The sequence below is a fragment of the Microbacterium lushaniae genome (assembly GCF_008727775.1).
Taxonomy (GTDB): Bacteria; Actinomycetota; Actinomycetes; order Actinomycetales; family Microbacteriaceae; genus Microbacterium; species Microbacterium lushaniae.
Genome location: NZ_CP044232.1, coordinates 2,674,650 through 2,686,952 on the forward strand (window position 1 = coordinate 2,674,650; position 12,303 = coordinate 2,686,952).

Consider the following 12,303-nt stretch of genomic DNA (forward strand, 5'->3'; position numbering starts at 1 on the left):
CCCCCGCGAACACGCCGGACGTCACCGGCAGACCACATCCCCCTCCGGCGCGATGCCCTCCACCAGATACGCGTCGACGGTCTCGTCGACACACGCGTTGCCCTTCAAGTACCCCGTGTGCCCCTCCCCCACCCGCGTGACCAGGATGCCGGATGCCAGCTGACCGGCGAGCGACTCCGCCCAGGCGTACGGGGTGGCCGGGTCACCGGTCGTGCCGATCACGAGGATCGGATCAGCCCCTTCCGCGCTGACCGGCTCGCGCGTGCCCGTCGGCTCGGCCGGCCAGAACGCGCACACGTCGGCGCCGAACCAGTAGTCGGCCGTCGTGGGCGCTCCCGCGCGGATGCGCTCTTCAGCGGCCTGCTCGGATCCGGAGGGCTCGACCGGGTAATCCATGCAGTTGTACGCGGTGAACGCCTCGGTGGAGTTGTCGAGGTACTCCCCGTCGACGCGACGGTTGTACGAATCGGCCGCCGTGAGGATCGTCGTCGGATCCCCGTCCTCCAAATCCGACAGCGCCACGCGCAGCCACGGCCACGTGCCGGGGATGTACAGGGTCTGGATGATGCCGGTCATCAGCGTGTCGGCGCCCACCCGCCGGCCGTCGGCTGCCGGCACCGGAGTGCGGTCCACCCGCGCCAGCAGGGCGGCCAGATCGGCCAGCATGTCGTCCACTGTGCCGCCGTACGGGCAGTCCTCGCGCCCGGCGCAGTCGTCGAAGAACGCCCGCAGGCTCGCTTCGAACCCGACCGCCTGTGCGGCTCCGATCGCCGAGCCAGGGAGCGACGGGTCCATCGCCCCATCCAGCACCATGCGCCCGACCCGCTCGGGATACAGCTGTGCGTACTGCGCGCCGAGCGCCGTGCCCCACGAGTATCCGAGGTAGTTCAGCGAGTCATCGCCCAGGACGGCACGCAGGAGGTCGAGGTCGCGCGCCGCGCTCACGGTGGAGATGTAGGGCAGGAGGTCGCCGCTGTTCTCCTCGCAGGCGAGGGCGAAGGCCTCCGCCGACTCCGTGAGGCTCTCGTCCCACTCGGGCGTGCCGCGCCGGCCGTCGGGGATGCCGTAGAGGAATTCATCCATGCCGGCGTCGTCCAGGCACGTCACGGGTGTGGAGCGTCCCACCCCGCGCGGGTCGAATCCCACGAGGTCGTACGCGGCGGCCACCTCGGGGCTGGCCAGGGCGGATGCGCCGTCGCGCACGTAGTCGTACCCGCTGACGCCGGGTCCACCCGGATTGGTGAGGAGGGAGCCCACCGCCTCGTCGCCGGTCGCGCGCTGGCGGATGACCGCGAGTTCGAGGTCGCCCCCCGACGGGTCGTCCCAGTCCAGCGGAGCGCGCACGGTCGTGCAGTCGAAGGCATCGCCCTCGCACCGACTCCACTCCAGCTCCTGTCCGTAGTACGGCAGGAGGTCGGCCGACACGCCGCTGGTGTCAGGGGTGCGGGAGGGCATGGGGTCGGGGGCGAGGAAGCAGCCCGAGAGCACGGCGGCGACGGCGAGCGTGGCGACCAGCGCCAGCATCCGCGCGCGCCTCACGGCGTGGTCCCGGTGGCGACCGTGATGAGCATGCTCTCCAGCGCCAGCAGCGGCGCGACGTTCTGCTCGAGGTTGCGGCGGGTCTCGGCGATGCGGTCCAGGACGACGAGCGTGCGCTCGGGGGTCCAGTCGGAAGCGATCGCGCGCAGGTCTTGTTCGTACTCCCGGTTGATGAGGTCGGCGTCGCGCCCGAACTGGATCACCACGACGTCGCGGTACAGCGACTGCAGGTCGGTGAGCACCCGGTCGATGCCGTCGCGGAGGCTCCGCGTGGCGCGCCGCTTCTGGTCGTCCTCGAGCGCGCTCAGCTGGCCGCGCACGGCCGGCGGGACGGCGGCACCCGGCACGACGCCCAGGGTGCGCAGCAGCGCGGCGCGCTCCTCCTCGTCGCGCTGGGCCGTGAGCGCCTTCGCATCGTCGGTGGCGACGCGCACGACACTGCCGGCGACCTCCACCGCGTCGCTGATGCCCCGCACCCGCAGGACCGCCTCGACGGTCTCGGCACGGCGGGCCCGCGCGTCGGCGTCGGTGGCCAGACGCTGCGCCATCCCGATGTGACGCTGGGCGTGGCGCGCGGACTGCTCGGCGACGTCGAGGGGCACGCCCGTGCGCTGGGCGATCAGGGCGGCGACGTCGTCGACGTCGGGTTCGCGCAGGCGCAGCACGCGCACGCGGGAGCGGATCGTCGGCAGAAGGTCGGCGTCACTGGGTGCGCACAGCACCCACACGGTGTGCTCCGGGGGTTCCTCCAGGGCCTTGAGCAGCACGTTGGAGGTCCGCTCGGTCATCCGGTCGGCGTCTTCGACGACGATCACCCGGTGACGGCTTAGCGACGGGGCGAAGTAGGCGCGTTCGACCAGGCGCCGGGCCTCGTCGATGCGGATGACGACCTGCTCGGTGCGCAGGGCCGTGAGATCGGGGTGCGTGCCGGCGAGCACCTGGTGCATGGCGGCGTCGTCACCGGGCTCGGCGATGAGCGCGGCGGCGAAGGCGCGCGCGAGCGTCGAGCGCCCCGAGCCGGGCGGGCCGACGATCAGCCACGCATGAGCGAGCATGGCGGGATCTTCGGCGGCGGCGCGCAGCGACCGCACGGCCTCTTCCTGGCCCCACACCGCATCCCACGGAGCATCCACGGGGGCGGCGAGGGCGGACATGCGCTCCAGCCTATCCGCGCCCACCGACCCCGCTCTCGCGCTGCCCCCGGTCCCCGCCCGCTCTCGGCGGAACGAGGGTCAGGGCAGGAGGGCGGCGACTCGGTCGCGGATCGCGGCGGCGATCGACTCCGGCGCCAGGGCCGCGTCGATCACCAGGAAGCGGTCGGGCTCGGCTGCGGCGAGGCCCAGGAACCCGGCGCGGACGCGGGCGTGGAAGTCGTCGCGTTCGGCCTCGAGGCGGTCGAACGGCTTGGCGTCGCGGTCCAGCCGCGCCCGCGCCACCGCCGGGTCGAGGTCGAGCAGCACCGTGAGGTCGGGCAGCAGGCCGCCCGCCGCCCACATCGACAGGTCGCGGATCTCCCCCGCGTCCAGCACGCGCCCTGCACCCTGGTAGGCGACCGAGGAGTCGAGGTACCGGTCCTGGATGACCACGTCGCCGCGCTCGAGCGCGGGACGGACGACGGTCGCGACGTGGTGCGACCGGTCAGCGGCGTACAGCAGCGCCTCGGCCCGCGGCGCGATGTCGCCGCGGTGGTGCAGCACGATGTCGCGGATGAGCACGCCCACGTCGGTGCCCCCGGGTTCGCGCGTGCGCACGACGGCACGACCGCGTTCGGTCAGCCACTGCTCGAGGAGGCGGGCCTGCGTGGTCTTGCCGGCCCCGTCGCCCCCCTCGAAGGTGAGGAACAGACCGGATGCTGCGGGCTGGGTCACGACTTCTTCGCCGGCGCCTTCTTCTTCGCGGGGGCGCGCTTGGCCGCCGTGCGCTTGGGCGCGGGACCCTTCGCACGCTTGTCGGCGATCAGCTCGACGGCACGCTCGAAGGTGACGTCCATCGCGTTCTCGCCCTTGGGGATGGTCGCGTTGGTCTCGCCGTCGGTCACGTACGGACCGAAGCGTCCGTCGCGGAGGCGAATGGGCTTGCCGCTGGTCGGGTCGTTGTCGAACTCCTTGAGGGCGCTCGATGCGCGGCGCGCGCCGTACTTCGGCTCGGCGTACTTGGCCAGGGCTTCCTCGAGCGTGATGTCGAAGATCTGCTGCTCGTTGTCGAGCGACCGCGAGTCGGTGCCCTTCTTCAGGTACGGACCGAACCGCCCGTTCTGCGCGGTGATCTCCTCCCCCGATTCCGGGTCGGCACCCACGATGCGCGGCAGGGTGAGCAGCCGCAAGGCCGTGTCGAGGTCGATGGTCTCGACCGACATCGAGCGGAACAGCGACGCGGTACGGGGCTTGGGCGCCGCATCCTTCTTCGTGGTCTTCTTCTTGGGCGCCTCGGCGACTTCGCCGGTGGCTTCGTCGACGTTATCGGGGTCTTCGGGTTCGACCTCCTGGACGTACGGTCCGTACCGGCCGTCCTTGACCACGATCAACTTGCCGTTCTCCGGGTTCGCCCCCAGCACGCGGTCGCCGGCGACGGGCGCATCGATGAGTTCCTGCACCTTCTCGGGCGTCAGTTCGTCGGGGGCGAGATCGTCGGGGATGTTGACGATCCGGCGCGAATCCGGTTCGGCGGGGTCGGTCACCTCGAGGTACGGGCCGTACTTGCCGAAGCGCAGCGTCGCCGTGTCGGTGATGCGCGTGGAGTTGAGTTCGCGCGCATCGATCTCGCCGAGGTTGTCCACGACGTTCCGCAGACCCACCTGCTCGTCCGAGCCGAAGTAGAACGAGCGCAGCCATTCGGTGCGCTTCTGCTCGCCACGCGCGATCGCGTCGAGGTCGTCCTCCAACGCGGCGGTGAAGTCGTAGTCGACGAGGTCGGCGAAGTGCTCCTCGAGCAGGCGCACGACGCTGAAGGCCAGCCAGCTCGGCACGAGCGCCTGACCGCGCTTGGTGACGTACCCGCGATCGAGGATCACGTCGATGATGCTCGCGAACGTGGAGGGGCGTCCGATGCCCTTCTCCTCCAGCGCCTTGACCAGGCTCGCCTCCGTGTAGCGGGGCTTCGGCGAGGTGGCGTGGCCCTTGGGCTCGACGTCGCGCATGCGCAGGGTGTCGCCGACGGCGAGAGCGGGCAGGGACTGGTCCTCCGCCTTGTCGGCGTCGCCGCGCTTCTCGTCCCGTCCCTCCTCATAGGCCTCGAGGAACCCCTTGAAGGTGTACACGGTGCCGGATGCGGTGAACTCGGCCACCCGCTCGCCCGCGTCCACGCGCAGCGTGACGGTCGTCGTCTCGTACTTCGCGTCGGACATCTGGCTGGCGACGGTGCGCTTCCACACCAGGTCGTACATGCGCTGCTCGTCGCGGTCCAGCTCGCCGGCCACCGACGCGGGCGTGCGGAACACCTCACCGGAGGGCCGGATGGCTTCGTGGGCTTCCTGGGCGTTCTTGGAGTTGTTGCGGTAGGTGCGCGGGTTCGGCGGCACCGCCCGGTCGCCGTACAGGGAGACCGCCTGCTGGCGGGCAGCCTTCACGGCCTGCGACGACAGTGCGGTCGAGTCGGTGCGCATATAGGTGATGTAGCCCTTTTCGTAGAGCCGCTGCGCGACGCTCATGGCGTGCTTGGCGCTCATCGAGAGCTTGCGTCCGGCCTCCTGCTGCAGCGTGGAGGTCGTGAACGCGGGCTTCGGGCTGCGGGTGCCGGGCTTGGCTTCGATGCCGGTCACGGATGCCTCACCCGCGGCCTCGATCGCGGCGGCGAGTTCACGCGCCTGCGTCTCGTCGAGGGCGACGACGGCCTTCTTCAGCGCGCCCCGGTCATCGAAGTCGGTGCCCCGCGCCAGCGGCGCGCCATCGACGCGCGCCAGGCGGGTCGTGAAGGCGGAGGCGTCACGGACGGCGGATGCCTCGACATCCCAGTACGACGCCGAGACGAACGCCATGCGCTCGCGCTCGCGGTCGACGACGAGGCGGGTGGCGGCGGACTGCACGCGGCCGGCGCTGAGCGCCGTGCCCTCGCGGCCCGAGCCGACCTTGCGCCACAGCACGGGGGAGACATCCCAGCCGTACAGGCGGTCGAGCACGCGGCGGGTCTCCTGCGCGTCGACGAGCGAGGTGTCCAGCTCGCGCGTGTGCTGGACGGCGTCGCGGATGGCGTCCTTGGTGATCTCGTGGAAGACCATGCGCTTGACGGGGACCTTCGGCTTGAGCACCTCCAGCAGGTGCCACGCGATGGCCTCGCCCTCGCGGTCACCATCGGTGGCGAGCAGGACCTCGTCGGCGTTCTTCAGGGCGCGCTTGAGTTCGGCGACCGTCTTGCTCTTGCGGTCGTTGACGACGTAGTACGGATCGAAGTCGTTGTCGATGTCGATCGAGTACTTCCCGTACGCCTCTTTCTTGTCCGCAGGGATGTCCTTCTTGCTCGCAAGATCGCGGATGTGGCCGACCGAGCTGAGCACCTCATAGTCGTCTCCGAGGTATCCCTGGATCGACCTCATCTTCGTCGGCGACTCGACGATGACGAGCTTTTTTCCGTGTGCCACTGGGGTCCTTTCTCCGAAGCACACCATACACACGAGTTCCTGGGTGCAGCTCTGAGGTAGGGTGCCGGAGGTCCCGCGCGGGCCGTGGCCGACGCGGGCAGGACGCCCAGCGGTGCCGACACGGTGACCGTGGCCACGAGCCCGTCCAGATCGCACGCGACCACGGCTGCCCCGGCAGCGGCGGCGACCTCCCCTGCGCGCTCGCACGGGACTCCTGCGACCGCGCCGCTGGCGGCGTCCGCCGCCGCCAGGGCCGCCGCATCCGCCGCCGAAGCCACCTTCTGCCCGTGGACGGCGGCAGCGGAGACCGCGCACAGCGCCACCGTCAGCGTCGTCGCCGCCGCCACCAGCCCCACGGCCGTCGCCGTGCCGGGCATCAGAGGCCGCCGGCCAGTGCGCACGCCGTCGCGGCGGCCGGCGGCAGGCCCGGCAACCCGGACGGGGCGCGCGCGGTGACGCACACCAGCTCACCCCGCGGCTCGATGTCGGCTGTGCCTCCGGCGGCGGCGACCACGGCCGTCGCGCGGTCGGGGCTCTCTCCACGCGCGACCAGGCGAGCGGCATCGGCGGCGGCGTCTTGGAGGCGCACCTGCCGCGCCCCCGCTCCCAGCGCTGCCACCCCGAAGACCACCACGAGGAGGACGGCGGGCAGTGCGACGGCGAATTCGGCCGTGGCCGACCCCCGCTCGCCCAGAAGCGAACGGGGGCGGCGAGCGCTCATTCGACCGTCAGCGCACGGCGGACGAGATCGGTGAGGATGCCGCGCACCTCATCGGACCTCATGATGACCACGAGCAGTCCGGCGAAGGCCACCGCCGCCATCGTGGCGATGGCGTACTCCGCGGTGGCCGCGCCGGATTCGTCGGCGAACAGCATCCGCGCCCGCCGGCGGGTCAGCGGCGGTGGGGCGCCGGGTCCGGACGAGGGAGCGGGGTCGCGCGCGGGCGGCGACGCGGCGGGGAGGAGAGGCAGGGACATGGCGTTCCTTTCGTGGCGGATGGGTGTGGCGGGCACGAACGGTCAGAGGGTCAGGACGCCGGAGGAGAGGATGCTGAGCATCATCGGCGCGACCCCCAGAAGGAGGAAGGACGGCAGCGTGCACACCCCGAGCGGGAGCAGCAGCTGGGAGGACAGACGCGCGGCCCGGAGTCGCCCGTCGGTGCGGGCACGATGGCGCGCGAGCCACGCCGACGAGCGCAGCAGCTCCACCGCCGGAACCCCCGCCGCGCGCGAGAGGGCGAGCACCTCGTCGACGTCGGGGTCGGCCGCCCCGCTCGTGGCCTCGCGCACGAGCTCCCGAGCGCGATCGGTGGACGATCCGCCGGCCAGCGCGATCGCGGTGAGCTCGGCCGCCATCCCCGGGATGCCGGGGGCGGCAGCGGCGCGCCGCACGAGCGCGGCGTTCCAGCGATGGGCGAGCACCATGAGCGCGACTCCGGCGACCAGGCACGCGATGCCGAACGGCGTGGTGGCCAGCACGAGCGCGGTGTCGAAGCCGAGTGCGAGCCCGAGGAGGACGGCGACGAGCGGCAACCAGCCCAGGAGTCTTGCGGTGGAGGCGGGCTCGGCCAGCGCGACGCGGACGTCATCGGCCGTACGCTGCCCGTCACGCAGCGCCGCCGCCACGTCGCGCAGGCTCTCCGACAGCGGTGCCCCCACCGTCGTCGCCACCCGCCACGCCGCTGCGATCTCCTTCCACGTGCCGCCTTCGGCGGCGAGCGCGTCCGAGACGTCATCGCCACGAGCCACGGCGGTGCGCACCCGGGCGGCGACCGGATCGCCGCCGTCATCGAGGACGATCCACGCGCGCGAGGGAGCCAGGCCCGCCCGCAGCAGCACGGCCAGGCGCAGCACGGTGTCGGCCGCGGCCGCCGCGTCGGGGTGGGCGGCCCTCCGACGCATCAGGCCCATGGCGTCTCCTCGATATGCAGGCGACCGCGTCGGAGCACCGGGCGCCCGACGCCACCCAGGCGGCGGTCGCCCCGGTGATCCCGGGTCAGATGCACGACGCATCCGACCGCGCTCACCACCTGCCGGGCCAGGGCGGCGTCATCCAGTCCTGCGAGGGCGCCGAGCGCCTCGAGCCGGGCGGGCACATCCGGCAGCCCGCTCGCGTGCAGGGTGCCGGCCCCGCCGTCGTGTCCGGTGTTCAGGGCTGACAGCAGCTCGCGCACCTCTGCGCCACGGCACTCCCCCACCACGAGCCGGTCCGGACGCATGCGCAGCGCCTCGCGCACGAGCTGCGCGAGGCCGATCCCGCCCGCCCCCTCCAGGTTGGGCTGACGGGCCTCGAGCGCGACGTGATGCGGATGCCGCAGCCGCAGTTCGGCGACGTCCTCGATCGTGACGATGCGCTCGCTCGCCGGGGCGTGCGAGAGCAGGGCCGCCAGCAGCGTCGTCTTGCCGGAGCCCGCCGCGCCCGTGATGAGGAGGTTGACGCGGTCCCGCACGAGCTGCTTCAGCCGCTCCGCGCCCGCATCGTCGGTGAGCCCCAGGCCGACCAGGTCGTCGAGCCCCGGCGCGAGCGCCCGGGGGATGCGGACGGAGATCGTCGTGCCGGCGTGGGCGATCGGGGGCAGGACCGCGTGCACGCGGACCCCGCCGGCCAGGCGCACGTCCACGCACGGCGTCGCATCGTCGATGTGGCGGCCACCGGCCCCGATGAGAGCGACGGCCAGGTCGCGCACATCCGACTCCGCCGCGCGCCATTCGCGGACGCGGCGCGGGCCGTCGCCGCGGTCGATGAACAGACCGTCGGCTCCGTTGACGAAGAGGTCGGTGACGCCGGGCTCGTCGAGGAAGCGGGCGAACGGGGCCAGCGCGGCGTCGCGGGAGGCAGTGGGTGCAGGGGAAGGATCGCGAAGCGCCGGCGGCTCCGCCGGCGTCCGCCGCGGTGCGACGACGAAGGCCTCGGGCATGCACCGACGCTAGAGACCCGGGTCACGCGCGGGCGACGCTGATGCGCGATCGGTGGACAACCTCGGCTCGTGCCCGGCTGGGGAGAACCGGCGAGGCCCTCGATGGCCACCGCTTCGGAGAAGAACAAGAAGGCGGCATCCCATCTGGGGGGAAACGGGATGCCGCCACGTGACAGGCGATATAGGGGGGTCCGCCCGCCACGCATGCCGAATCGATGTTCGGGCGAGTCCAGTTTACGCCATCCGGGCAGGGGGCTGACCGACGCGCCGAGTGCTCGGCCTGCCAACTATCGGAGGTAGTCGGCCGTCGCGGCGGCGAACTAGATTGACCCTGTCGCGACGGCAGGAAGAACGCCGTGCGACCACTTCCCGCAAAGGAGCGCGCATGAGCAGCCAGATCGACCACCTCCTCTCCGAAAGCCGACGCTTCGCGCCTCCGGCGCAGTTCGCGGCAGAGGCCGTGGGAACGACCGAGCTGTACGAACGCGCAGCCGCCGACCGGGAGGGCTTCTGGGCCGATCAGGCACGCGAGCTCCTGCACTGGCACACGCCGTTCACGCAGGTGCTCGACTGGAGCAACCCGCCCTTCGCCGAGTGGTTCGCCGACGGTGAGCTCAACGTGGCGTACAACTGCCTCGACCGCCACGTGGAGGCCGGCAACGGCGAGCGGGTCGCGCTGCTGTGGGAGGGAGAGCCCGGCGAGGAGCGGCGGATCACCTACGCCGAGCTCACCGAGGAGGTCAAGCGCGTCGCGAACGTGCTGGAAGGACTCGGGGTCGGCCACGGCGACCGCGTCGCCATTTACCTGCCGATGATCCCGGAGGCCGTCGCGGCGATGCTCGCCGTCGCGCGCATCGGCGCGATCCACTCGGTCGTGTTCGGCGGCTTCTCCGCCGACAGCCTGCGCGCACGCATCGACGACGCCGGCGCGAAGCTCGTGATCACCGCCGACGGCGGCTACCGCAAGGGGAAGGTGTCTCCGCTCAAGCCCGCCGTCGACATGGCGCTGGCCGACCGCGGCTCCGGCGAGCAGGAGACCGTCGAGCACGTGCTGGTCGTCCGCCGCGGCGGCAACGACGTGGAGTGGAACCCCGAGCGCGATCTGTGGTGGCACGAGGCCGTGCCCGCCGCATCCGCCGACCACCAGGCACGGCCCTTCCCCGCCGAGAACCCGCTGTTCATCCTCTACACCTCCGGAACGACGGGAAAGCCGAAGGGCATCCTGCACACCTCGGGCGGATATCTCGCACAGGCCGCGTTCACGAATCGCGTCGTGCACGACGTGCACCCCGAATCCGACGTGTACTGGTGCACCGCCGACATCGGCTGGATCACGGGGCACACGTACGTGACATACGGACCGCTGGCCAACGGCGCGACGCAGGTGCTGTACGAGGGCACCCCCGACACCCCGCATCCCGGTCGCTGGTGGGAGGTCATCCAGAAGTACGGCGTCACGATCTTCTACACCGCCCCCACCGCCATCCGCTCCTTCATGAAGATCGGGCGCGAGGTGCCGCAGCGCTTCGACCTGTCGTCGCTGCGCCTGCTCGGATCGGTGGGCGAGCCGATCAACCCCGAGGCGTGGGTCTGGTACCGCAACATCATCGGCGGCGAGTCCGCCCCCGTCGTGGACACGTGGTGGCAGACCGAGACCGGCGCCATCATGATCTCCGCCCTCCCCGGGATCACCGAGACCAAGCCCGGATCCGCCCAGGTGCCCATCCCCGGCATCACGATCGATGTCGTCGACGACTCCGGCGAGCACGTCGGCAACGGCAACGGCGGGCTGCTGGTCATCACCGGGCCGTGGCCGAGCATGCTGCGCGGCATCTGGGGCGACCCGGAACGGTACAAGGAGACGTACTGGGACAAGTTCGCCGACAAGGGCTACTACTTCGCCGGCGACGGGGCGCGCCTGGACGAGGACGGCGACGTGTGGCTGCTCGGCCGCGTCGACGACGTCATGAACATCTCGGGACACCGCCTGTCCACCGCCGAGATCGAATCGGCCCTGGTGGCCAACGAGGCGGTCGCCGAGGCGGCCGTGGTCGGGGCATCCGACGAGACCACCGGCCAGGCGGTGGTGGCCTTCGTGATCATCAAGCAGAGCTTCCTCAAGGCGCACGCACCGGAGGGCCTCGCCGGGACGCTGCGCACGTGGGTGGGCGAGCAGATCGGGCCGATCGCGCGCCCCCGAGACATCTACATCGTGGGCGAGCTGCCCAAGACGCGCTCGGGCAAGATCATGCGCCGGCTGCTGCGCGATGTCGCCGAGGGCCGCGAGGTCGGCGACACCACGACGCTGGCCGACACGGCAGTGATGAGCGTCATCAGCGCGCAGCTGAAGTAGAGACGTACCTCCGCCCGCGCACAACGGCGGGGATGTTCCGCGACCCGCCGCTCACGCGGGGGCTCGCCCCGCGCGTCGGGCGCCATCCCCGCCGTTGTGCGCAGCAGGCGGCCGCGAGGATGCTGGGACGCGACGCGACGCGGGGCGGGCGGGCGGAGGCGGCGTCAGGAGAGGGTGAAGACGACCTCGACCTCGACGGGGCTGTCCAGCGGCAGCACGGGCACGCCGACCGCCGAGCGGGCGTGGCGTCCGGCGTCGCCGAAGACCTCTCCGAGGAGTTCGCTCGCGCCGTTGATGACGCCCGGCTGCCCGGTGAACTCGGGGACGGAGGAAACGAAGCCGGTGACCTTCAGCACGCCGGTGAGGCGCTCCAGGCCTCCCGCCGCATCCGCTGCCGCGGCGATCGCGTTCAGCGCGCACAGTCGCGCGTACTCGTAGGCGTCCGATGCCGGCACCAGGCCGTGGCCGTCGCCGACCTTGCCGGTGGCCGGCAGGGCGCCCGACACGAGCGGCAGCTGCCCCGCGGTGAAGACGAGGTCGCCGTGCACCTTCGCCGGCACGTAGGCCCCCGCCGGGGTCGCGACCGGGGGCAGCTCCAGGCCGAGTGCCGCGAGCCGCTCCGCGACGCTCACGCGCCCTCTCCGAACTGCTGCGCGGCCTGCGCCGCGGCGCCGAGGCCGGCGTTCTCGCCACCCCCGCCGCTGGGGCGTTTGAAGTAGCCGACGAGCCCGCCTTCGGGCCCGGTCACCACCTGAACGAGCTCCCAGCCCTGCTTGCCCCAGTTGTTGAGGATGGCGGCGGTATTGTGGATGAGGAGGGGTGCCGTGAGGTATTCCCACGTGGTCATCGCAACTCCGGTCGTCGTAGGAGAGGGCGCACGGCTGCGTCCGAGACGCATGCCTGTCGAGACTTCGCCCAGG

The 12,303-nt window shown here is 72.0% G+C and carries 12 protein-coding genes; 1 reads left to right on the forward strand and 11 read right to left on the reverse strand.

Going from position 1 to position 12,303, the window contains the following annotated elements; all coding sequences use genetic code 11:
- Positions 1-21 precede the first annotated feature (21 nt).
- The 9 genes from F6J85_RS12855 to F6J85_RS12895 all read right to left on the reverse strand — a co-directional run bounded on the left by F6J85_RS12855 (position 22) and on the right by F6J85_RS12895 (position 9,030).
- Positions 22-1,524: an alpha/beta hydrolase gene (locus F6J85_RS12855; RefSeq protein WP_150925527.1), complete on the reverse strand. Its 1,503-nt coding sequence runs from the start codon at positions 1,522-1,524 to the stop codon at positions 22-24.
- 11 nt (positions 1,525-1,535) lie between these two features.
- Entirely contained in the window at positions 1,536-2,693 is a 1,158-nt protein-coding gene (locus tag F6J85_RS12860; protein ID WP_150925529.1) for a DNA polymerase III subunit delta', read from the reverse strand.
- A gap of 78 nt (positions 2,694-2,771) precedes the next feature.
- Positions 2,772-3,407, reverse strand: a complete 636-nt coding sequence (gene tmk, locus F6J85_RS12865; RefSeq protein WP_150925531.1) for a dTMP kinase — start codon at positions 3,405-3,407, stop codon at positions 2,772-2,774.
- Positions 3,404-6,112 (reverse strand): type I DNA topoisomerase, encoded by a 2,709-nt coding sequence (gene topA / locus F6J85_RS12870; protein WP_150925532.1) that lies wholly within the window; start codon positions 6,110-6,112, stop codon positions 3,404-3,406. Before topA ends, tmk begins: the two co-directional genes overlap by 4 nt.
- Positions 6,064-6,489, reverse strand: a complete 426-nt coding sequence (locus F6J85_RS12875; RefSeq protein ID WP_150925534.1) for an Rv3654c family TadE-like protein — start codon at positions 6,487-6,489, stop codon at positions 6,064-6,066. The genes topA and F6J85_RS12875 overlap by 49 nt, the downstream gene beginning before the upstream one ends.
- The gene (locus F6J85_RS12880) at positions 6,489-6,833 is read right to left on the reverse strand and encodes a TadE family type IV pilus minor pilin (protein ID WP_150925536.1); all 345 of its coding nucleotides are present in this window, start codon (positions 6,831-6,833) and stop codon (positions 6,489-6,491) included. The genes F6J85_RS12875 and F6J85_RS12880 overlap by 1 nt, the downstream gene beginning before the upstream one ends.
- The gene (locus F6J85_RS18220; RefSeq protein WP_135071375.1) at positions 6,830-6,988 is read right to left on the reverse strand and encodes a DUF4244 domain-containing protein; all 159 of its coding nucleotides are present in this window, start codon (positions 6,986-6,988) and stop codon (positions 6,830-6,832) included. The genes F6J85_RS12880 and F6J85_RS18220 overlap by 4 nt, the downstream gene beginning before the upstream one ends.
- 144 nt (positions 6,989-7,132) lie before the next feature.
- Positions 7,133-8,023, reverse strand: a complete 891-nt coding sequence (locus tag F6J85_RS12890) for a type II secretion system F family protein (protein ID WP_150925538.1) — start codon at positions 8,021-8,023, stop codon at positions 7,133-7,135.
- Positions 8,014-9,030 carry a TadA family conjugal transfer-associated ATPase gene (locus F6J85_RS12895; RefSeq protein WP_150925540.1) on the reverse strand — a complete coding sequence of 339 codons (1,017 nt, stop codon included), beginning with the start codon at positions 9,028-9,030 and terminating at the stop codon, positions 8,014-8,016. The genes F6J85_RS12890 and F6J85_RS12895 overlap by 10 nt, the downstream gene beginning before the upstream one ends.
- Before the next feature lie 385 nt (positions 9,031-9,415).
- On the opposite strand from F6J85_RS12895, the gene acs reads away from it, so the two are divergent.
- Positions 9,416-11,383, forward strand: a complete 1,968-nt coding sequence (gene acs / locus F6J85_RS12900; protein ID WP_150925542.1) for an acetate--CoA ligase — start codon at positions 9,416-9,418, stop codon at positions 11,381-11,383.
- Positions 11,384-11,547: 164 nt separating this feature from the next.
- Here acs and F6J85_RS12905 read toward each other — a convergent pair whose 3' ends face one another.
- Together F6J85_RS12905 and F6J85_RS12910 are read right to left on the reverse strand one after the other, a co-directional pair.
- Positions 11,548-12,015 (reverse strand): RidA family protein, encoded by a 468-nt coding sequence (locus F6J85_RS12905; protein WP_150917772.1) that lies wholly within the window; start codon positions 12,013-12,015, stop codon positions 11,548-11,550.
- The gene (locus tag F6J85_RS12910; RefSeq protein WP_135068254.1) at positions 12,012-12,230 is read right to left on the reverse strand and encodes a Sp36 family protein; all 219 of its coding nucleotides are present in this window, start codon (positions 12,228-12,230) and stop codon (positions 12,012-12,014) included. Before F6J85_RS12910 ends, F6J85_RS12905 begins: the two co-directional genes overlap by 4 nt.
- Positions 12,231-12,303: the final 73 nt, after the last annotated feature.